The sequence below is a fragment of the Rhodocytophaga rosea genome, assembly GCF_010119975.1.
Lineage (GTDB): Bacteria > Bacteroidota > Bacteroidia > Cytophagales > 172606-1 > Rhodocytophaga > Rhodocytophaga rosea.
This window is the reverse complement of the sequence record NZ_CP048222.1, coordinates 5,639,071-5,659,399: the sequence shown is the minus strand read 5'-3', so window position 1 is coordinate 5,659,399 and position 20,329 is coordinate 5,639,071. Positions and strand designations below refer to the sequence as shown.

Annotated in this window: 16 protein-coding genes and 1 pseudogene; 10 read left to right on the top strand and 7 right to left on the bottom strand. The window is 39.5% G+C overall.

Translation table 11 applies throughout. The features are described 5' to 3' along the window. Nucleotides 1–77: 77 nt before the first annotated feature. A complete protein-coding gene (locus tag GXP67_RS23385) occupies nt 78–1,826 on the top strand; it encodes a glycosyltransferase family protein (protein WP_162445352.1) in 1,749 nt (582 codons plus the stop codon). Here GXP67_RS23385 and GXP67_RS23380 read toward each other — a convergent pair. Further along, a complete protein-coding gene (locus GXP67_RS23380) occupies nt 1,821–2,441 on the bottom strand; it encodes a LysE family translocator (RefSeq protein WP_162445351.1) in 621 nt (206 codons plus the stop codon). The genes GXP67_RS23385 and GXP67_RS23380 overlap by 6 nt on opposite strands. Nucleotides 2,442–2,504: 63 nt before the next feature. Next, nucleotides 2,505–4,069: pseudogene (locus GXP67_RS23375) on the bottom strand (GH3 family domain-containing protein). Nucleotides 4,070–4,401: 332 nt separating this feature from the next. On the opposite strand from GXP67_RS23375, the gene rplU reads away from it, so the two are divergent. The 7 genes from rplU to GXP67_RS23340 all read left to right on the top strand — a co-directional run bounded on the left by rplU (nt 4,402) and on the right by GXP67_RS23340 (nt 9,637). Continuing rightward, nucleotides 4,402–4,713, top strand: coding sequence for a 50S ribosomal protein L21 (rplU, locus tag GXP67_RS23370; RefSeq protein WP_162445350.1), 312 nt, complete (start codon nt 4,402–4,404; stop codon nt 4,711–4,713). Nucleotides 4,714–4,739: 26 nt separating this feature from the next. After that, nucleotides 4,740–5,021: a 50S ribosomal protein L27 gene (gene rpmA, locus GXP67_RS23365; protein WP_162445349.1), complete on the top strand. Its 282-nt coding sequence runs from the start codon at nt 4,740–4,742 to the stop codon at nt 5,019–5,021. A gap of 168 nt (nt 5,022–5,189) precedes the next feature. Then, nucleotides 5,190–5,774 (top strand): NifU family protein, encoded by a 585-nt coding sequence (locus GXP67_RS23360; RefSeq protein ID WP_162445348.1) that lies wholly within the window; start codon nt 5,190–5,192, stop codon nt 5,772–5,774. 76 nt (nt 5,775–5,850) lie between these two features. After that, a complete protein-coding gene (locus GXP67_RS23355) occupies nt 5,851–6,537 on the top strand; it encodes a LytR/AlgR family response regulator transcription factor (RefSeq protein ID WP_162445347.1) in 687 nt (228 codons plus the stop codon). A 139-nt stretch (nt 6,538–6,676) separates the two neighbouring features. Next, nucleotides 6,677–7,300, top strand: coding sequence for an NHL repeat-containing protein (locus tag GXP67_RS23350; RefSeq protein ID WP_162445346.1), 624 nt, complete (start codon nt 6,677–6,679; stop codon nt 7,298–7,300). A gap of 113 nt (nt 7,301–7,413) precedes the next feature. Continuing rightward, complete coding sequence (gldG, locus tag GXP67_RS23345) at nt 7,414–9,087, top strand: gliding motility-associated ABC transporter substrate-binding protein GldG (RefSeq protein ID WP_162445345.1); 1,674 nt, start codon at nt 7,414–7,416, stop codon at nt 9,085–9,087. A gap of 76 nt (nt 9,088–9,163) precedes the next feature. Beyond that, the gene (locus tag GXP67_RS23340) at nt 9,164–9,637 is read left to right on the top strand and encodes a hypothetical protein (protein ID WP_162445344.1); all 474 of its coding nucleotides are present in this window, start codon (nt 9,164–9,166) and stop codon (nt 9,635–9,637) included. A 39-nt stretch (nt 9,638–9,676) separates the two neighbouring features. Here the strand turns inward: GXP67_RS23340 and rlmN are convergent, their stop codons facing one another. Beyond that, entirely contained in the window at nt 9,677–10,750 is a 1,074-nt protein-coding gene (rlmN, locus tag GXP67_RS23335; protein WP_162445343.1) for a dual-specificity RNA methyltransferase RlmN, read from the bottom strand. Between the two features lie 187 nt (nt 10,751–10,937). On the opposite strand from rlmN, the gene GXP67_RS23330 reads away from it, so the two are divergent. After that, entirely contained in the window at nt 10,938–12,404 is a 1,467-nt protein-coding gene (locus GXP67_RS23330; protein ID WP_162445342.1) for a hypothetical protein, read from the top strand. A gap of 9 nt (nt 12,405–12,413) precedes the next feature. Here the strand turns inward: GXP67_RS23330 and mazG are convergent, their stop codons facing one another. After that, entirely contained in the window at nt 12,414–13,214 is an 801-nt protein-coding gene (gene mazG / locus GXP67_RS23325) for a nucleoside triphosphate pyrophosphohydrolase (RefSeq protein ID WP_162445341.1), read from the bottom strand. 201 nt (nt 13,215–13,415) lie between these two features. Beyond that, nucleotides 13,416–15,335 carry a 1-deoxy-D-xylulose-5-phosphate synthase gene (gene dxs, locus GXP67_RS23320; protein WP_162445340.1) on the bottom strand — a complete coding sequence of 640 codons (1,920 nt, stop codon included), beginning with the start codon at nt 15,333–15,335 and terminating at the stop codon, nt 13,416–13,418. Nucleotides 15,336–15,825: 490 nt separating this feature from the next. On the opposite strand from dxs, the gene GXP67_RS23315 reads away from it, so the two are divergent. After that, nucleotides 15,826–16,593 (top strand): segregation and condensation protein A, encoded by a 768-nt coding sequence (locus GXP67_RS23315; RefSeq protein ID WP_162445339.1) that lies wholly within the window; start codon nt 15,826–15,828, stop codon nt 16,591–16,593. Nucleotides 16,594–16,719: 126 nt separating this feature from the next. Here GXP67_RS23315 and secDF read toward each other — a convergent pair whose 3' ends face one another. Together secDF and GXP67_RS23305 are read right to left on the bottom strand one after the other, a co-directional pair. Then, complete coding sequence (gene secDF / locus GXP67_RS23310; RefSeq protein WP_162445338.1) at nt 16,720–19,752, bottom strand: protein translocase subunit SecDF; 3,033 nt, start codon at nt 19,750–19,752, stop codon at nt 16,720–16,722. A gap of 147 nt (nt 19,753–19,899) precedes the next feature. Continuing rightward, nucleotides 19,900–20,259: a hypothetical protein gene (locus GXP67_RS23305; protein WP_162445337.1), complete on the bottom strand. Its 360-nt coding sequence runs from the start codon at nt 20,257–20,259 to the stop codon at nt 19,900–19,902. Between the last annotated feature and the right edge of the window lie 70 nt (nt 20,260–20,329).

The following is a 20,329-nucleotide window of genomic DNA, read 5'->3' as shown; positions in this document are numbered from 1 at the left end:
TACAAAAATTCATGTAGAAATAAGAACATTTTCTTTTTAGAAACAGGATTAGGTGTTTTGTTCTTACTTTGCTGAATATGGATTGGCCTAAAGGTATATGGCGCATTTTTCTGATACTTCTGGTAGCTATACCTGCTGTTTGTACTATCGTAATATTTTTCTTTTCCCACGAAACCTTTACGGAGCAAGTATTTAGCAACTATCATAATCCTGAAAAGCTTGAAAAATTCCGGAGTACTTTGCTTACACAGGAGCGGTTTACCCTGCTCAGGTTTTGCCTTATCTTTCTCACCACTATCTGCCTAATTATTGGCATCGCTGCCTGGAACCGGCATCAACAGGTGTTTTTGCTATGGCACCGGATTAGAAATTATAGTTTCCATACAATAAAGCAAGCCAGAGAATTCTGGTGGCATTTGCCTGCTATTGAACGCTACATAACCTTATGTTTATTTGCTGTAATTATAATTAGCCGGGTGTATTTTCTGTATCAGGTTCCCTTCCATATAGATGAGCGCTTCACCTACCTATATTTTGTAAGTAAAGGTATGGGCGTATCAATGGCCTATTATCCTAATCCGAATAATCATATTTTTTTTACCATACTGTGTACAATTATTTCAGCCTTTATAGATGATCCCTGGCTGGTAATGAAAATACCTGCTTTCCTGATGGGTTTTGTACTGGTTGTAGTTTATTGGGCAGTTATACGAAGTTTCTTCGATCTTACCATTACCCTTTTAGCAACAGCACTGTTTGCCTTTAGTGCCGGTGTATGGTACTATGGATTACAAGGGCGGGGATATAGCCTGTTGATGATTTGCCTATTAATTGCTATCCGGAGTGTATTTACGATTTTACAAATCAAGAAAAATCGTTTCACTCCTTTTTTCTGGCTCTGGCTCAGTTCTGTCCTTGGTTTTTACACCATTCCTATATTTATCTATCCGTTTACAGGTATTATGCTTTTTGCAGGCATCTATTTACTCACACAAAAAGAATATGCCAGCTTCCTGAGGCTATGTTTCTGCACAGTATGTATTCTGACAAGTGCATTCCTTTTATATTTGCCTGTGTTTGTATTCAATGGCTGGAACGCCATCTCTGGAAACAGCTGGGTTGTAGCTATGCCCTGGGATGCATTTATAGCCGACATTCCAGCACATTTGCTTTCCATGGCAGATAATATGTGGGGATATCTCCCTTTCGGACAGTGGTTACTATTACTAACGATTGTATATTGTATAATCATACTAATTCGTAAAGCACATTCCAGCCATCGTAGAAAGTGGGTATATTTGTTTCTGATCTGTCTGCTCAGTTTGCTTGTGATTTCTGTGGGTCAACGGATTTTACTGTTTCAGCGACTTATTTTGTATCTATCTGTTTTCCAGTACCTGATACTGGCGCTGCTTTTAATTGATATTGTTTCGTGGCTCATACAAAAACCAGTTTATAGATTATATATACTTACCGGTATTTCTGCATTTTACATTAGCTTTAACAGCTTCCAGTTTTACAGAGACACAGCCCCAGAAAAATTTGATCTCTACGATAGTTTCGACAATATATCTTCTCTCCTCTACCAGAAACAAGCTGACATCATCTTTGTGAATATGTATGAATATGCGCTATGCATCCGGTTTCAATATGAAACCAATGGCAAACCTATTGACCTGGATTCGCAGCAAACAGAAAGTGGAAAAGAATATAGATATCTGGTTATTCACAAGGAATACGCTGTTCCCGAACAGATTTCTTTAGCCAATTATAAGGTTATTTATTCAGATGCGGAAGCTGTAGTATATGAGAAGGTATCTTTATAAACCTTTAAAAGCGTAATAAATCAGGCGCAATCCAAATCCCAGTAACGCTACGCCTACACCCCGGTTCATCCACGTCAGTACATGATGCGTGAGATACTTACTAAGGCGGTGAGCTACATACGCTTTGGCAATGTCTGTAAGGAATACAGTGGAAATGGTACCCACAAAAAACAGGAATACCTGTACGCCCTCAAATTTTTCCTGCACACTTACCATACTCATCACTCCCACCCAGAATAAGACGACAAAAGGATTAATGGCATTGAGGGCAAAGCCTTTGATAATATAGCGGTAGGTACCTGGTGTAGGGTTTTCCAACATCAGGCTGGCTTTGCTGCTTACCGGTTTTAACAGGGCAGAAATACCAAACATGAGCATAATCATGCCGCCAGCCATCGCCAGGCTTTCCTGAAATTGTGCATTTTCAAACAGCTGGAGAAAACCCACATAACAGATCATTACATACATAGTATCGCTTAAGGAAATGCCAATTGCCAGCAGAACACCGGAACGGAAGCCTTTATGAATGGCAGTTTGCAGCAAGGCAAAAAACACAGGTCCAATCAGAACAGCTAATAAAAGTCCAAAAAGTATGCCTTTTAATAAAGCATGCATCTATATTGCGTTGATAAGTATACGTAGCTGGCAGTAACACATATTATTTTTATTTATAGCCTATCAGAAACGTTTGGCATTCACTTCTGATTCGTAGTTTTTAACAAAATCCTCCCATTCCTGTAATTGTGCTTTTTTGAACACCCGTGGAAATTTATTCTGTCCTCCTTCTTTCCCTTTCAGTTTCATCCATTTATAAAAGGCACCAGTCGGCAGTACTTTTACAAAAACCTCTTTTAAAGCCGCACTTCTTTCTACCCGGTAATCATCGTTTAGCTGGTGCAGTTTCTCATCAATCTTATTCTTCAGTACAGTTTCATCTACGGCATCATCGGTGCCGATGTACCATTGATGGGCAAATAAACTGTCGTATGGAATGCCAGCCACCGTGAATTCTTTAATCGCAATATTGAGTTCCTGCGAAACTAGTTCAATGGCCTTGTTCATATTATCCACCGACAAATGTTCCCCGCACAGGCTCAGAAAATGCTTGGTACGCCCGGTAATGACTATTTCAGATTCCTTTTTGGAAACAAACTTGATAACATCTCCAATCAGATAACGCCAGGTACCGGCACAGGTAGAGAGCAGCAACGCATATTCTTTTCCTTCATCTACCTGGTGAATCATATAGGTTTCCGGATTACTTACCAGTTCGCCATCTCCATTAAAATTCCGGTCATTAAAAGGAATAAATTCATAAAAGATGCCATTATTCACCACCATGCGCATAGACCGGCGGTTAGGCAAAGCCTGAAATGCAATAAAGCCCTCTGATGCCAGATAGGTTTCTATATAGGTAATGGGATGGGCCAACAATTTTTCAAACCCTTTACGATAGGGATCGAAAGAGACACCACCATGGGCGTATACCATCAGGTTTGGCCAGATGTCGTGAATGGTTTTTACCTTGTAGCGTGCTATGATCTTTTCCATCAGAATCTGTATCCAGGCTGGTACACCTACTACAAACCCAATATCCCATTCGGCGGCTTGTTCGGTAATTTCATCCAGTTTGCTGTTCCAGTCGGGAATTTTGGCAATCTTTTTTCCAGGTTTGTAAAAATGCTGAAACCAGAAGGGCAACTGGCTTGCACTGATGCCACTTAGATCACCTTCAAAGTAAGAGCCATTAAAATTTAAATGAGTACTACCCCCAGCATCAATATACCGGTTTCAAATAGTTTACTGGGCAGTTCATGATAATTAGAAAGAGACAAAATCTGGCGGATACTGGTTTTTTGTATCGCCTTAATCATCGACCGGGTGATGGGAATATGTTTGGTGGAGGCTTCAGAAGTACCGGAACTCAGGGCAAAATACTTTACTTTTCCGGGCCAGCATATATTTTTCTCTCCTGCCAGCGAACGGTGCCACCACTGCTTAAAAATCTCATTATAGGAATAAACAGGAACATTTTCCCGGTACTTTTTGTAAAAATCACCTCCATACTGCATGTCCGTTAACACTTCATCAAAACCAAAGGCCTTACCAAACTCAGTATTTTTTGCCTTAATCAGCAGCTTTTGCAATTCCATTTGCTGCAATTCAGTGGCATCAATACGCTCCTGCTCTATTATTTTCCTGATTTTAATTCCTTTTTTAAGAAGTGTACCTAATATGGGCATCAGTGAATGGGTTAATTAGTTGAAGCAAAAGTACAGCTTATAAACTTTATTTGAAACTAATTACCGGCTTAGTTGAATCCGCTTATACAGTTATGGTATAAAATATACGCTTAAATTCACTATAAGTTAGCAAAATAATGTAGTCAGCCTAAGTTAAGCCTTCCCTGTTAATTATTATCTAAACATTCTATGGAAGGCAAATAAGATAAATGGAGTTTAGAAATCGTTATTCTGAGTAGGAGAAGCCTGCTTATTTGCAATAAAAATTTTTTTAATTAAATAGAATCTCCTAAATTTGCAGTCCGTTTTGGAAAATATTAACAATCAAATACATGTACGCAATAGTTGATATCGCAGGTCAGCAATTTAAAGTAGAAAAAGACCGGTTTCTCTATGTCCATAGACTGGCAGGAGAAGCAGGCGCTGGCATTGTGTTCGACAAAGTATTACTTGTCGATAATGGCGGGGAGATATCTGTAGGCCTTCCTACGATCTCGGGAGCCACGATCTCTGGGAAAATCCTGGAGCACGTAAAAGGTGAAAAGGTGATTTCTTTCAAGAAAAGAAGAAGAAAAGGTTACCGCAAAAAAGTGGGCCACCGTCAGCAGTTCACCAAGGTTTTAATCGAAAACATTTCTTTATAGCTCATCGCTGAAAAATTTAAAAGACCATGGCACACAAAAAAGGAGCTGGTAGTTCCCGGAACGGTAGGGAATCGCATAGCAAACGCTTAGGCGTAAAATTATTTGGCGGTCAGGTTGCCAAAGCAGGCAATATTCTGGTGCGTCAGCGGGGTACACAACATCATCCGGGTACTAATGTTGGCTTAGGTAAAGACCATACATTATTTGCCTTGGTAGATGGCACGGTTGTATTCAAAAAAGGCTTAAAAGATAAGTCCTATGTACATATCATCGCAGCCCCTGTGGAAGAAGCAGTAGCCGCTGAATAAGTACACAACAGATAATTGATAAAAGCACAAATCGAAAGTTTGTGCTTTTTTTGTATGCCTGTGGTAACGAAACGCTATAGGATTTGTTTGTATACATGTATAGGCTCAAATGAAGTTCAATTCATTCATACAACATCTACTTTATTTACTCAATCTCATTCTATTGCCATGTTTAAAAAATACGTAAATATCTATACCGAATCTAATCCGAACCCAAATTCAATGAAGTTTGTGCTTAACTACATGCTGGTACCGGATAATACCACGTTCGATTTTCCGGATACAGAAAGTGCAGCCCAATCTCCTCTGGCGCAAGCCCTATTTGAATTTGAGTATGTAAAACGGGTATTTCTAATGAACAATTTCATTACCATTACCAAAGATGAATCGGTAAGCTGGGAAGAAGTAATGCTTCCCCTGAAAAAATTCATTAAAGAATATATGGAAGATGACAAGCCTATTTTTACGGCTCAAAAAATAGAAGCACTCAAAACAGAACCCTCCGGAGAAGATGATCCGGAAGTAGTTCAAAAAATTAAACACCTGCTGGAAGAATATGTACGTCCGGCGGTAGAGTCAGATGGTGGCGCTATTAATTTCCACTCCTACCACGAGGGTGTAGTAACGGTGCAGTTGCAGGGTTCTTGCAGTGGGTGTCCTTCTTCTACGATTACCTTAAAAGCAGGTATTGAAAACCTGTTGAAAAGAATGCTGCCGGAAGATGTAAAACAGGTGGTTGCCGAAGGAGTATAAGTAGTTAATATCCATTCGTTCATAGTATTCTACATATTTTAGTTAATTAATAGTTTATTCCACTTTTCTGCATAAAATGAAGTGCCTGATCATTGACGACGACCCACTGGTATGCGATATGCTAAGCCATTTCGTTTCGAAAGTAGATTTTCTGGAATATAGCATTCAGTGTCAGAGCGGAACAGATGCTCTGAACCTGCTGGCTGTTGAAAGCTTTGATCTTGTTTTTCTGGATATTGATATGCCGGAAGTAACAGGTATGGAACTGATTAAAAATATCAATCCTTCCATACCTGTTATTATTATTACCTCTTCATCTGAATTTGCCCTGGAATCCTATAATTATCATGTGATTGATTATCTGCTAAAACCGGTAAATTATGCGAGGTTTTATAAAGCCGTTCAAAAAGCCTATCAGATTAAGAAAAGCAAAGCGGATAGTAAGCCGGGTATTGAAGAAATATTTATAAAAGACGGGCATAACCTGGTAAAACTGAACCTGAAAGAAGTACTCTATATAGAGGCCGTATCTAATTATGTGTCTTTCAAAACAGCTACTAAAACCTACCTTTCCTTGATGAGTATGCAGAAACTGGAAGAAAGCCTGCCAGACAATTTTATGCGTATCCACCGGTCGTACATGGTCAATATTCAAAAAATAGACAAGATTGAAGCTGGTACACTATTTATTGGCGATAAGCCACTTCCCATCAGCAATTCCTACAAAGACAAGTTGCTGCAAAAGCTGAATTTGTTGATTTGATTTTTCCCACTCTTCCGCAATCCGGAACATAACTCCTGTATTCAAGTAAAGTATTATTTATAAATAATACTGCATGATTTGTATGTTTAAGAAATTAGCTACCTTAACTATAGTTGAGTTGGTCTAAATATTATTGAAAATGCGGGCTAAAGTATTAAAATGGAGTAGTTCTGTGCTTATAATTGTTGGCTTTATAGGTTTCATAAGTGCGTTTCCTCTTAGCACCGGAGCGGGCAATATTACAAATGAACTGCCTTGGGGACATGTTAGTAATATAGTAGCCGATGAAGAAGGCAATACTTACTTAGGATTACAATTTTATCATAGAATTCAATCCTATGACAAAGAAGGTAATTTTCGTAAGCAGTGGCATATTGGATGTGGTTCTTCAGGAAGTTTTTATATACAAATCAACTCAAAGCAACAAATAGTAGTGGCAACGGCTAAAGGGAAATGTCTCATTATTTTTGATCATGACGGCAATACGCTACTCTCAGAAAGTGACAGTATTGATTTTGAAAATTACAGGCCTTCAAAATTATTCTCTTATAGAACAAATGATGGCACAGTGTATAGTTTAAAAAATAGATTATTTATCCCAAAAATAACAAAGACGGATACGGCTAAACATGAGTCAGTTATTACGCAAATGCCTTGGTATATGATGTTCATACAAGGCCCTCTACCTGCTTGGTTATTTTTTTTCTTAGGAATGCTTATTAAAGTAGAACCATGGAAAAAGCGGTCCAGAGATATAACATAAGCGATTGTTTCACTAACAGATTTATACGTAAAAAACACTTTCAAATTATCTTCAAACCCCATTACACATTATTCACAGAAACTGCGTTATTTTAGCGTTCTTGAATACGTGTAATGAAGAAAAAACAGTTATTGCAATTTGGTATCGGCATAGGTATCATTATTCTGCTGAATATAGCCGCTACCCAGCTCTTTTTCCGGATTGACCTTACCGAAGACAAGCGCTATAGCATTTCTCCCGCTACTGAACAGATTCTGGAAAACCTCGATGATCAGGTATTTGTAACGGTATATTTAGCAGGTGATGATTTGCCAGCCGGCTTTAAAAGGCTCGAAACAGCCATCCGGGAACGTCTGGAAGAATTCACAGTATATGGCGGAAAAAACATTCAATATACTTTTACTGATCCCGGTGCTATTGTCGACAAAAAAGCCAGAAGTAAATTCTATCAGCAACTTATCAGCAAAGGCATACAACCTACTAATTTATTTGCCAAAGAAGGCGACCGACAGATTGAGAAACTGATTTTTCCAGGAGCACTGGTGAGTTATCAGGGAAAAGAGTTACCGGTATTACTCTTGAAAGGAAATAAAGCTACAGGCTCAGAACAGATATTGAATCAATCGGTGGAGAATGTAGAGTTTGAACTGGCTTCTGCCATGCGGAAATTAAGCGTGACAGACAAAAAGCGGATCGGTTTTTTACTCGGTCATGGAGAGCCGCAGGGAACAGAAATTGCTGACCTGGTAAATTCATTACAGGAATACCATGAAGTATATCCGGTAGACTTACCCAAATCTCCTAATCTGCAGGGACTGGATTTGATCATTGTAGCCAAACCTGATACTTTTTTTAGTGAGGAAGATAAGTATAAGATAGACCAGTTTATTGTAAATGGCGGCAAAGCTTTATTCTTTGTAGATGCCCTGCGCCTGGATAGCCTGACTGAAAAAGGCGCATACGCCTTTCCTTATAACCTGAATCTGGATGATCTGTTCTTCCGCTATGGAGTCCGGTTGAACGGGAACCTGATACAAGATTTAATGTCAGCTTCTATCCCTTTAAATATCGGCAATATGGGCGATCAGCCGCAGATTAAGCCGATGCCCTGGCCCTATTACCCATTACTCAATACATTTTCCAAACATCCGGTGGTACGCAATATGGATGTAGTGTATACAAGATATGTGGGCACGATGGATACGGTGAAAGCTACTGGCATTGTCAAAACGCCGTTAATGCTTACATCGCAATATACCAGGCTTGTACCAGCCCCGGCACATGTATCGTTTAACCAGGCAGCATTAGACTTAAATCCGGCATTATACCAGAAAGGAAGTTTTCCAACCGCCTATTTGCTGGAAGGCAAATTCCGTTCGCTTTTTGCCAACCGCATCACCAGCGCTGACCCTCGCTCCACTACATTCAAAGAAACAGGCAACGCTTCCAAAGTTATTGTTTGCTCAGATGGCGATTTGCCCACCAATGAAATTAATCCAAAAACGGGAAAATTCCTGCCCCTCGGTTACGACCGCTTCTCTCAAAACACTTTTGCCAACAAAGATTTTGCACTGAATGCCATCGATTACCTCCTGGATGAAAATGGCGTAATAACTGCCCGGAATAAGGAAATCGCTCTCCGTCCTCTCGATAAGCTGCGTATCCGGGAAGAACGTTTGCAATGGCAGGTCATTAACCTGGTAGCTCCTGTTTTACTAATAGTTTTATTTGGAATAGCCAGAGCCTACGGCAGAAAACGCAAGTATGCGGTGGCAGTGAATAGTTGAAAGCTTGTTGTTAAAAATTATATTCATCACTGTAGAAGCTTTTATGGTGAACAACTACTTATACTCCTGTCTATAGATGAGAATCGCCTTTGATCTGGATGGAACGCTGATAGAAAGTGCCTATGCTCTTCCATTAAAAAGCAAATGGCCTCAATTGGTCAGAAAATTCTGCGGGATAGAATCTCTTCGAGAAGGTACGCTTGAATTAATGCAGTACTTTCAGCAGCAAGGAGAAGAAGTCTGGATTTACACCACCTCTTATCGAAATACCTTCTATATCCGAATATTATTTCTTTTACATGGAATTGTAATTTCCGGTATCATCAATCAAACTGTTCATAACAGAATTTTAAGAAAAAACGCTGTCTGGCCTCTTTGCTCAAAATATCCACCTGCGTTCGGAATTGATCTGCTCATTGACGACCAGGAAGGAGTTAAAATAGAATCAGAACGTTATGGCTTTAAAATGATATGGATTAAACCCGAAGAAAAAGATTGGACACAGGTAATTATAGATGAATATCAAAAAATAAAACGGCAACATGTATAAATACATTTTGCTTGCTATTATATATAAATTGCGCTTATATCAACTTTTTCCGGCTAACTGGCCACAGGCAGCATCAATATCTTTGCCCCGGCTGCGACGTACATTCACAATTACTCCTTTATTTTCCAGATAAGCGGCAAACTTTGACAAACTATCTTCTGAGGTATTGACAAAAGAAGCTTCGGCGATGGGATTATATTCGATGATGTTTACTTTACAAGGCGTATGTTTGGTGAACTCATATAGTTCACGGGCATCATCTATCGTATCGTTAAAATTGTAAAATACAATGTATTCATAGGTAACTCTGGTTACTGTTTTCTTATAGAAATACTGCAACGCTTCCTTTAAAGCAACCAGACTATTACTTTCATTGATGGGCATGATCTGGTTACGCTTTACATCATTGGCTGCATGCAAGGACAAAGCCAGATTAAATTTCACCTGGTCATCACCTAATTTTTTGATCATTTTGGCAATGCCGGCTGTAGAAACCGTAATCCGCCTGGGTGACATGTTCAATCCATCCGGCGAAGTGATGTGCTCTACAGATTGTAAAACATTGGCGTAATTGAGTAGAGGTTCGCCCATACCCATGTATACAATATTGGTAAGCGGCGTATTGTATTGCCCTTCTGCCTGGTTGCGGATATGAACTACTTGATCATATATTTCTGAGGCTTCCAGGTTCCGTTTCCGTTCCATATAGCCAGTGGCACAGAATTTACAAGTTAAAGAACAACCTACCTGAGAAGAAACACAGGCGGTCATGCGGTCATCGGCAGGAATAAGTACACCTTCTACGAGATGGGTATCAAACAAGCGGAAAGCCGACTTAATAGTGCCATCGCTGCTCACCTGTTTCTTATCAACGCTTACTGCATTAATCACAAAATGGTCACCTAACTTTTGCCGCAAACTCACCGAAAGATTAGTCATTTGATCGAAGCTGTGGGCAGATTTTTTCCAGAGCCACTCATAAATCTGCTTGCTACGGAAGGCTTGCTCGCCTTGCTGTACCAGAAAATCTTTTATTTCCGGCAGGCTTAATTTTCTAATATCTTTTTTATTGAGGACAACGGTTTTGGGTGCCGTCTGTTGAATATCTATCATAGTAATGCAAATATAGGTAAACCCGGCATATTCAGCGAGTTCGCTTGAATTATGCTATATTATACCAGCTTTTCCATAACATAGAAGGCGATATAATAATTCTTTGAAAGCCGCTTTGTTTTACAGAAATTGCCCGGAAAATATGGGTTGATACTCCAAGAACAGCTATTGGCATTTTCCAGCATTCATGACAAAAACATCTGTATTTATTGAAGCACACCTAACTTATTTGCTTGCCGGGTTATTATTATGTGTGATGATCTTTCATTTTGCTTTTCCGGAATATATTCAGGAAGAAAATGGACTAGGCTGGGATGGAGAAGCATATGCCAGTATTCTTAAAAACTTTAAGCAACAAATTCAGAACCGGGAAATTAACTCCTATTACTTTCAGCGGATATTTCCTATTGCTATTGTGTATGGGGAATTATTCATAACCGGCTTGCCTTTATCAGATACAAACATTATAAGAGCATTTCTCGCTTTTAATATTGTATTAATCGGTATTGCTTTCTGGGCATGGGTGGTTTTGTGCCAGCAGTTGCAATTACGTACACAAGGAAAAGTATTAAGTTTTTCAGGCATTTTTATTAATTATGCTTTACTGAAAATGCCTTTCTATTACCCAGTTCTCACCGATCTGATTGCTTTTAGCATTGGCCTTCTTATGTTTTACTGTTCTCTGCGAAAGTATAAAGTAGGGTTGCTTTTTCTCTCAGTGATTGGTGCATTTTCATTTCCCACGCTATTTTATTGTGGAATGCTCCTGTATGTGCTACCGGTGCAAAATGGGCTGAACTCTACTGAAAACAGCCTCAGGCAATGGAATAAATGGCTGGCTATACTTGGTGTCATATTATTTACTGTTGTTTTTATAGTCGCTCGTTTTATAAAAGACAAACCGTATGTCAATCCGCCTGATAATTTGATATTTGCCATTAGCTCTATCCTGGCAATTATATATGTGTATTTTATTATCTATAAACTAACCCGGATCGACTGGTATCTTCAAGAACTATTCAACGCTCAAACCTGGAAGCGAGCAGCAATAGCCATCCTTTTGTTTGCTATCATTTATGTATTTACCAGTTTCTTATCTTCTTCTGAAGAACCCATCCTGAATTATAAAGGATTTCTGGCCAACGTAGTTATAGAGGCGATTACTAATCCACTGGTTTTCCTGGTAGCACATTTTGTTTATTTCGGGCCAGTATTTTTGTTAGCATTATATTTCGGGAAGGATTTTATAAGACAGGTAAATACGTATGGAACCGGGCTTCATGCATTTGTTTTACTCTACTTACTGCTAGGCGCCGGCTCAGAATCCAGGCAATTTATCAATGCCTGGCCAGTGTTTGTATTGATACTTTGTGTGGCTTTAGAAAAATATACTTTTCCCAGACTTTTCCTTATTGCGATTGTTATCTTTTCCCTACTGGTTTCAAAATTCTGGTACCGCATCAATACAGAGACTTTTGGTGGTGATTTTCTGGATTTTCCCTACCAGCAGTATTTCATGTCACAAGGACCCTGGATGTCGGATACCATGTATATAGTGCAGGGAAGCATTGCCCTGGCCATTTTCGGATCATTGTACTTCCTTTTTCTGCGCCAAAAGAATTTCAATCATGCACAAACAACCAATGACCGATAATTATTTTAGTTATTCCTGCTTTTTGGCTTCTTCCCAGTATACATCCATTTCAGCAAGGGTCATGTTTTGCAGATTTTTACCTGCTTTTTTAGCTTCGGCTTCCAGGTAATTAAAACGTTTGATAAATTTTTTATTGGTACGTTCAAGAGCTGTTTCCGGGTTGATATTCACAAAACGGGCATAATTCACCAAAGAAAACAACAGATCGCCAAATTCTTTTTCTGCTTCCTCCGGCTGTAAATGGCTTTCGTTTGCAAACGCTTGCTGGAATTCCTGCATTTCTTCTTCTACTTTCTCCCACACCTGGCTTTTCTCTTCCCAGTCAAAACCGGCACTTCTCGCTTTTTCCTGAATACGCATCGCTTTTACCAGCGCGGGCAATGACACAGGTACTCCTCCCAATACTGATTTATTGCCTTCTTTAAGTTTTAATTGCTCCCAGTTCTGCTTTACTTTTTCTTCGGTATCGGCTTTCACATCGCCATAAATATGCGGATGACGGCTGATAAGTTTTTCGCAGATACCATTGAGGACATCGGCTATATCAAACTGCCCGGTTTCGGAAGCAATTCTGGCATAAAACACAATGTGCAGCGCTAGATCGCCTAACTCTTTTTTAACTTCCGGCAAATTGCCATCCATTATAGAATCCGATAACTCATAGGTTTCTTCAATGGTTAGGTGGCGGAGGCTTTCGATGGTTTGCTTTTTATCCCAGGGACATTGCTCCCGGAGTTCATCCATAATGGTAAGCAGGCGGTCGAATGCCTGAAGTTTTGCCAGACGGTCAGCGCTTTTATTTTCGAACATGATTTTATTACAGAGTTAAAAGGTCATTATTATAGCGTTCAAAACGCTATTGTGCATTGAAGCGCATTACTACTATTCTACACCAAACAGAATATTAAAATTCAGCACAAGTTAATTTTTCTCAGGAAGAGAACTCAAAAATGTTTGTAAACAAAAAACCCGTGAATAAATACACGGGTTTTTATTCTAAACTTCACAAAATTATACTTTAATTCCTACTTCGACCATCGTATGTATGGTACGGATAATTCCTTCTGTATCAAAGCCGCATTCTCGATGTAACTCAACCTGCTCACCGTGTTCAATTATTGCATCTGGAATGCCCAGGCGTTTTACCTGCGCCTGATATCCATGATCGGCCATAAATTCAAGTATAGCACTGCCAAAACCTCCCATCAGACAACCATCTTCTATTGTTAATACTTTAGAGAATTTGCTGAATACATGATGAAGAAGCTGTTCATCTAAAGGTTTCACAAAACGCATGTCATAATGCGCTGCATCAATACCTTCTGCCTCCAGTTGCTCACAGGCTTTTACGGCATAATTTCCTATATGACCAATAGTGAGAATGGCCATATCTTTTCCTTCTTTTACTACTCTTCCCTTCCCAATTTCAATCTTTTCAAATGGAGTTCGCCACTGCGGCATTACTCCTTCTCCTCTCGGATAGCGGATAGAAAACGCACCCTTGGTTTCTTCCAATTGGGCTGTATACATTAAATTTCTGAGTTCCTGTTCGTTCATAGGAGCAGAAACCACCAGATTAGGCACACAACGCATATACGCAATGTCATATGCACCGTGATGGGTGGGCCCATCTGCGCCGGCAAACCCTGCTCTATCCAGACAGAATACGACTTTTAAATCCTGGATACATACATCATGAATAACCTGGTCGTAAGCCCGTTGCATGAAGGTAGAATAGATATTACAGAAAGGCACCAAGCCTTGTGTAGCCAGGCCTGCAGAAAATGTTACCGCATGTTGCTCAGCAATACCTACGTCAAAAGCCCGTTCAGGCATTTCCTTCATCATAATATTAAGCGAACTACCCGATGGCATAGCCGGAGTAATCCCCATGATTTTATCATTGGTTTTGGCCAGTTCTACGATCGTATGCCCAAACACATCCTGGTATTTAGGCGGCTGAGGCGTTTCATAGGTTTTTTTGCGTATTTCTCCGGTAACTTTGTCGAATAAACCTGGGGCATGCCATTTGGTCTGGTCTTTTTCAGCCAGCGCATATCCTTTGCCTTTGGTGGTGATGCAATGCAGGATTTTGGGTCCGGGAATATGTTTAAGGTCTTCCAGTACACTCGTCAGGTGATTAATATCATGTCCATCTATCGGACCAAAATACCGTAGTTTCAGCGATTCAAACAGATTGCTTTGTTTAAGAATAGAAGCTTTGATACCACTTTCAATTTTGGAAACGATCTCCTGTGCATTCGGACCAAATTTGCTGATCTTACCCAGAATATTCCAAACTTCGTCCCGGAACCGGTTATAGGTAGAAGAAGTAGTAATATCAGTCAGATAGTCTTTGAGTGCGCCTACATTTGGGTCAATGGCCATGCAGTTATCGTTAAGAATGATAAGTAAGTTTGAATTACTTACTCCTGCATGATTCATCGCTTCAAACGCCAGACCAGCAGTCATAGCACCATCACCGATAATAGCAATATGTTGTTTTTCTTCGTCTTTTTTATAGTGGGAAGCCATGGCCATTCCCAAAGCTGCAGAAATAGAGGTAGACGAATGACCTACGCCAAATGTATCATACGGACTTTCTTTACGTTTAGGAAACCCGGAAAGGCCTTTATAAGTCCGGTTGGTATGAAAATTTTTCCGGCGGCCGGTCAGAATCTTATGTCCATACGCCTGATGTCCTACATCCCACACCAGCTGGTCGCTTGGTGTGTTGAATACATAATGTAGGGCTATGGTGAGTTCTACTACACCCAGGCTTGCCCCAAAATGCCCACCATAGATCGATACGTTATCAATAATAAACTGCCTGAGTTCGGTACAGACCTGGTACAACTGTGAGGAATCCAGTTTTCGCAAATCTTCAGGAGTCTCTATCTGAGCTAAAAGGGGGCCGGGCTTAATAAGCATGGATAAATGTTTTTCGATATTAATTAAACAATGAAAACAATTAAATGTTTCTCTAATTTTTTCAGAAAGCTGCTGTGCAATTTACTTAATCCTTTAAGAACCACCTAAAAAATAAATTTTCCGTTCTAAGTTACTTCTAATCTTAATAGAAGGGAGTAAAAATAGTATTATTTATTTGCTATATATCGATTATTTCTTACCTGATTTTGTATTATTAAATCGCAAATTGAATATATTACGGTTTATTCATGGAAATTTTATGAATAGTTATACTGTTATATATCAGAAGGTAAAAAAGTATTTTTACAAGTCAGTATTGTGTTTTATACCGTTATAAATAATTTTAAAACAACCTTGATTAATATTTTTTTGCCCGGATTTTACGAGCAGGTTAATAATCTGACATGCTTATCATTTTATTTAATACCACGGACTATCGTCAGCGTACGATGGACTAAACCTTTATATACGTTTTAAAGATTAATTCAGATTGACATTCGAGATAAAACTTCCCCTATTTGAGGGACCTTTCGATCTGCTACTATTTTTTATTGAGAGAGACGAATTAGACATTCATGATATCCCTATCTTCAAAATTACCGGAGACTTTTTAGCCTACCTCAAACAACTGGAAGCCGTAAATATGGACCTGGCCAGTGAATTTATCCTGGTAGCCGCTACTTTAATGCGGATTAAAGCGAAAATGCTGCTCCCCAGACATGAAGTGGATGAACAAGGCAATGAGATTGATCCCAGAGATGAACTGGTACGCCACCTACTGGAATATAAAAAATATAAATCGGTGATACAAGATATGGCTACGCTGGAGGCAGACCGGCAAAACAAGGAGGAACGGGGCAATATTGCCAAAGAACTTCATACTATCGCTGAAAAGAGCAATGTAGACTTAGAATTACAGGAACTGGATTTGTACAAATTGTTGAAGGTATTCCAGAAAGTAATGGACCGCTTTGTAAAGGCAAACAATAAACCGGTTCATACCATTATACAGTATCCATATACCATTGCCCAGCAGAAAGAATTCATTCTGGCAAAACTATTAGAAAATCAGCGTTTGACATTTGAAGAAGTGATTCTGGCAGACCAGGTAAAGATGGCTGTTATCTATAATTTCCTGGCTATTCTGGAATTATTACAGGCAGGATCAGCCACCTTACATATTGGTGAAGGGTATAATAATTTTTATATAGAACGATTGGAAAAAGAATCAGTATTAGTTAATTCTGAAAAGATATAGTTTTCAAACCTGAAGCTACTCGGGCTACATTGATGATTTTTTTATAGTCCTTCACTTTTAGCGAAAATACAAAAGCCCATCTTGAAGATGGGCTTTTGTATTTTACAATATAATAATTCTTTTTCTCTATGCTCTGGCAGCAGCTGTCTGGGTTTTGCCGGTAACTGGAGTCACTTTCTTTTTGGAAAGATCCAGTACAATCGGAGAAGCAATAAAGATAGAAGAGTATGTACCGAAAACAATACCGATGGTCAGGGCAAAAGAGAAGCCTCTCAGTACTTCTCCACCAAATATCAGTAATACTACTACTACCAGTAAAGTTACCATGGAAGTCATAATGGTACGGCTCAAGGTCTGATTAATAGCGCGGTTCAGAATACTTGGTAGTTCTTCTTTGGTGGTAGCTAAAGTTGCAAACTCCCGGATTCTGTCGAATACAACTACCGTATCATTAATGGAATAACCTACAACCGTAAGCATCGCCGCAATAAATACTTGGTCCACTTCGAAGTTGATACCAAATATTCTTGCAATAGCAAAAGCTGACATTACAAATAATACATCGTGTGTTAAGGCAACTACCGCACCCAGGCTATATTGCCACTGTCTGAAACGAATGAGTATATAGAAAAAGATAGCTACCAGAGAAAGCAACACAGAAGTACGAGAGCTATCCTGAATGTCGTCGGCCATTGTTGCCCCAACTTTCGCAGAACTTACAATATCATCTTGCTGAATGTTATAGGTTTTTAACCCTTGTAGCAACGCCTGTTTTACTTTTTCATCCGCCTCATCAGATTCTTCATCGATCAGATAGCTGGTGGTAATTTTTAACTGGCTATCACCATTATAGGTTTTTACTTCAATACCAGTATTCTGGAAATCGTCCATTAAAGCAGAACGGACATCCGCAGCAGCAACAGCTTTATCAAACTGCACTACAAACATACGTCCTCCTTTAAAGTCAACGCCCATGTTCAATCCCATAAAGGCCATCAGCACTAAACCTGCGGCGATGAATGCACCTGAGAATATATAGGCTTTCTTTCTGTTACCCACAAAATCAAAATTTATATGCTGGAACAGGTTTTTGGATGCAAACGTTGTGAGAGTGATGTCTTTGGCATCTTTGCGCTTGGCTACCCATTCCATAATCAATCTGGTAATGAATACGGCTGTAAATAAGGAACAGATAATACCGATCATCAAGGTAACAGCAAAGCCTTTAACCCCACCAGAACCAAATGCATACAGAATTACACCAGTAATAAAAGTAGTTGCATTAGAGTCTAGAATAGAACTGTAAGCTTTATCATATCCTACTTCAATCGCCTTCATCAATGTCCGTCCGGCTTTAAGTTCTTCCTTAATACGTTCAAAAATTAGTACATTGGCATCAACCGCCATACCCATGGTAAGTACGATACCGGCTATACCTGGCAAAGTAAGTACGGCATTAAACTGTGCCAGAACACCAATAATGAAGAAGATATTGAACAACAAGGCCACATTTGCTACCACACCACCAGATCCGTAATATAGGATCATAAACAGTACGACCATTCCCAAACCAGCTAGTGTAGAAACCAGACCTTGTGTAATGGCTTCCTGACCTAAAGATGGGCCTACAACAGCTTCTTCCACAATACGGGTAGGAGCAGCCAGCTTACCAGCTTTCAGAATATTGGCTAAGTCTTTGGCCTCTTCTACTGTAAAATTACCTGTAATAACAGAGCTTCCGTTAGGAATTTCATTTTGTACATTAGGTGCAGAATACACATTGTCGTCCAGAATAATAGCGATGCGTTTGCCTACATTATTGGCTGTTAAATTTTTCCATTTTTTAGCACCCAGCGCATTCATCTGCATGTTTACTTCTGCCTGGCCAGTCTGACTGAAATCCTGACGGGCATCGGCGATTACATCTCCTTCCAGGGCAGCTTTACCATCACGGGTTTTCTTCACCGCATGTAATACAATATATTCTTCACTAGTTGTGGCAGTGCCTTCTATAGCTTTTACTTCCCACAGAAAACGAACATTATACGGGAAGAACGTACGTACTTCATCGCGGTTTAAAATATTATTAATTCTGGCTGTATCGCTTACTTTGGCGCTCAAGCCACCCATCATCGGAAGAAAATATTTAGACAGCCCCTGGTTTTGATTTTGCAGATTTGTCAGCGAATCAGCTTTTGTAGAATCTTTTCCGGCTGTTTTACCAGCTAATTGTTGCTCCAGGTTGGTAATTTCGCTTTTCAGGCTATCAGCTTGTGTTGTATCGGCACGTATAGTAGTACTGGCGGTAGTTGAATCGGTTAATAAAGCCGCTGCATCTTTGTCTCTGGTAGCAGAAGCAGTAGCTGGCTTTTCGGTTCTCACCAGGTAATCATCCAGTTGTTGCAGGTAAGGGCTCAGTTCCTGTAATTCCCATACTTCGGCAAATTCCAGTTTGGCTACACCTGATAATAACTTACGCACCCTTTCCGGATTATCTACGCCAGGTAATTCAATCTGGATACGCTCTGTGCCAGGCAAACGCTGAATATTAGGGTTGGATACACCAAATTTATCAACCCGGGTACGCAGAATTTCGAAAGAACGATCAATGGCGTCTTCTACTTCGCTTTCGATCACTTTCATTACTTCTGAATTGGAAGATTCATAACTGATCTTACTTTTATTGGCAGCCGTAGAAAAAATGCGGCTCAGCCTGCCATTTGGTTCTACTTCTTCATAAGCCTTGGCAAACAGATTTGTATATTTATCAGTGCTGTTTTTTTGCAATTCATTTGCCCTTTTAATAGCAGCCAGAAACTTAGGATCGGTGCTGTTGCCAGACATCGCTTTGAGAATGTCGACTGGTGAAACCTCCATGGTTAGTTGCATGCCGCCTTGTAAATCAAGTCCAAGGTTGATTTCTTTGGCTTTTACTTCTTCAAAAGTGAACTTGGTAAATCCAAGATTATACACCGGCTCTTTCCATAAAGAGTCCATATAATCTTGTCTTTTGGTAAAATCTACTTTTCCCTTTGAATCTGTGGCAAACTGTGTAGCATCCTGCTGAACATTGCGGGATACAAATGTGAAAGAGAGGAAGTACAAACACAACAAAGATATAATTGCTGTGAGGGTAATAATTCCGGTTTTGTTACGCATAGCGTTTTAAAAAATTAATATTGAATATTATTAAAATAAGAGAGGAGTTGAATTGGGTTTATTCAACAAGAATCCATTCGTAAGAATGCATAAGGGTAGCGTATAACTGATATATCAATAGCGTTACCCTTACCCGGAAACAGCTATCTATGGGGCATTAATAGCAATATGATGACAGAAGGTATTTGTAAAATACGACAGCAAGAATAAAGGTTGCTCAACACTGAAATGTTTGAAGAGCAGTAGTCTGCTAAAAGTTTGTGTAAAGTCGAAATAGAATTCCTGCGACAGATTGAAATGTACAAAGGAAACAATAGCCTCAAAACTTACTGCCTGTATGATAACCGTATGCTGCTGTTCAGGCTCCTGTTTATGCGTCTTTTTTACAGACACAGTTTTGTTTCCGGCTTTTTGCAGCAGGCTGCTTTTTGCTGCTACTGTACCTATCAATGTAAGTACAACCAGAAACAAACTGATTATATGCAATATGTTGGCTTTCTTCGACATAAAGGATTGCAAAAGTAAGTATTTTGCAGGAAATCTTAAAAGGAATATTTAATTAAGTTTGGGTGTTTTC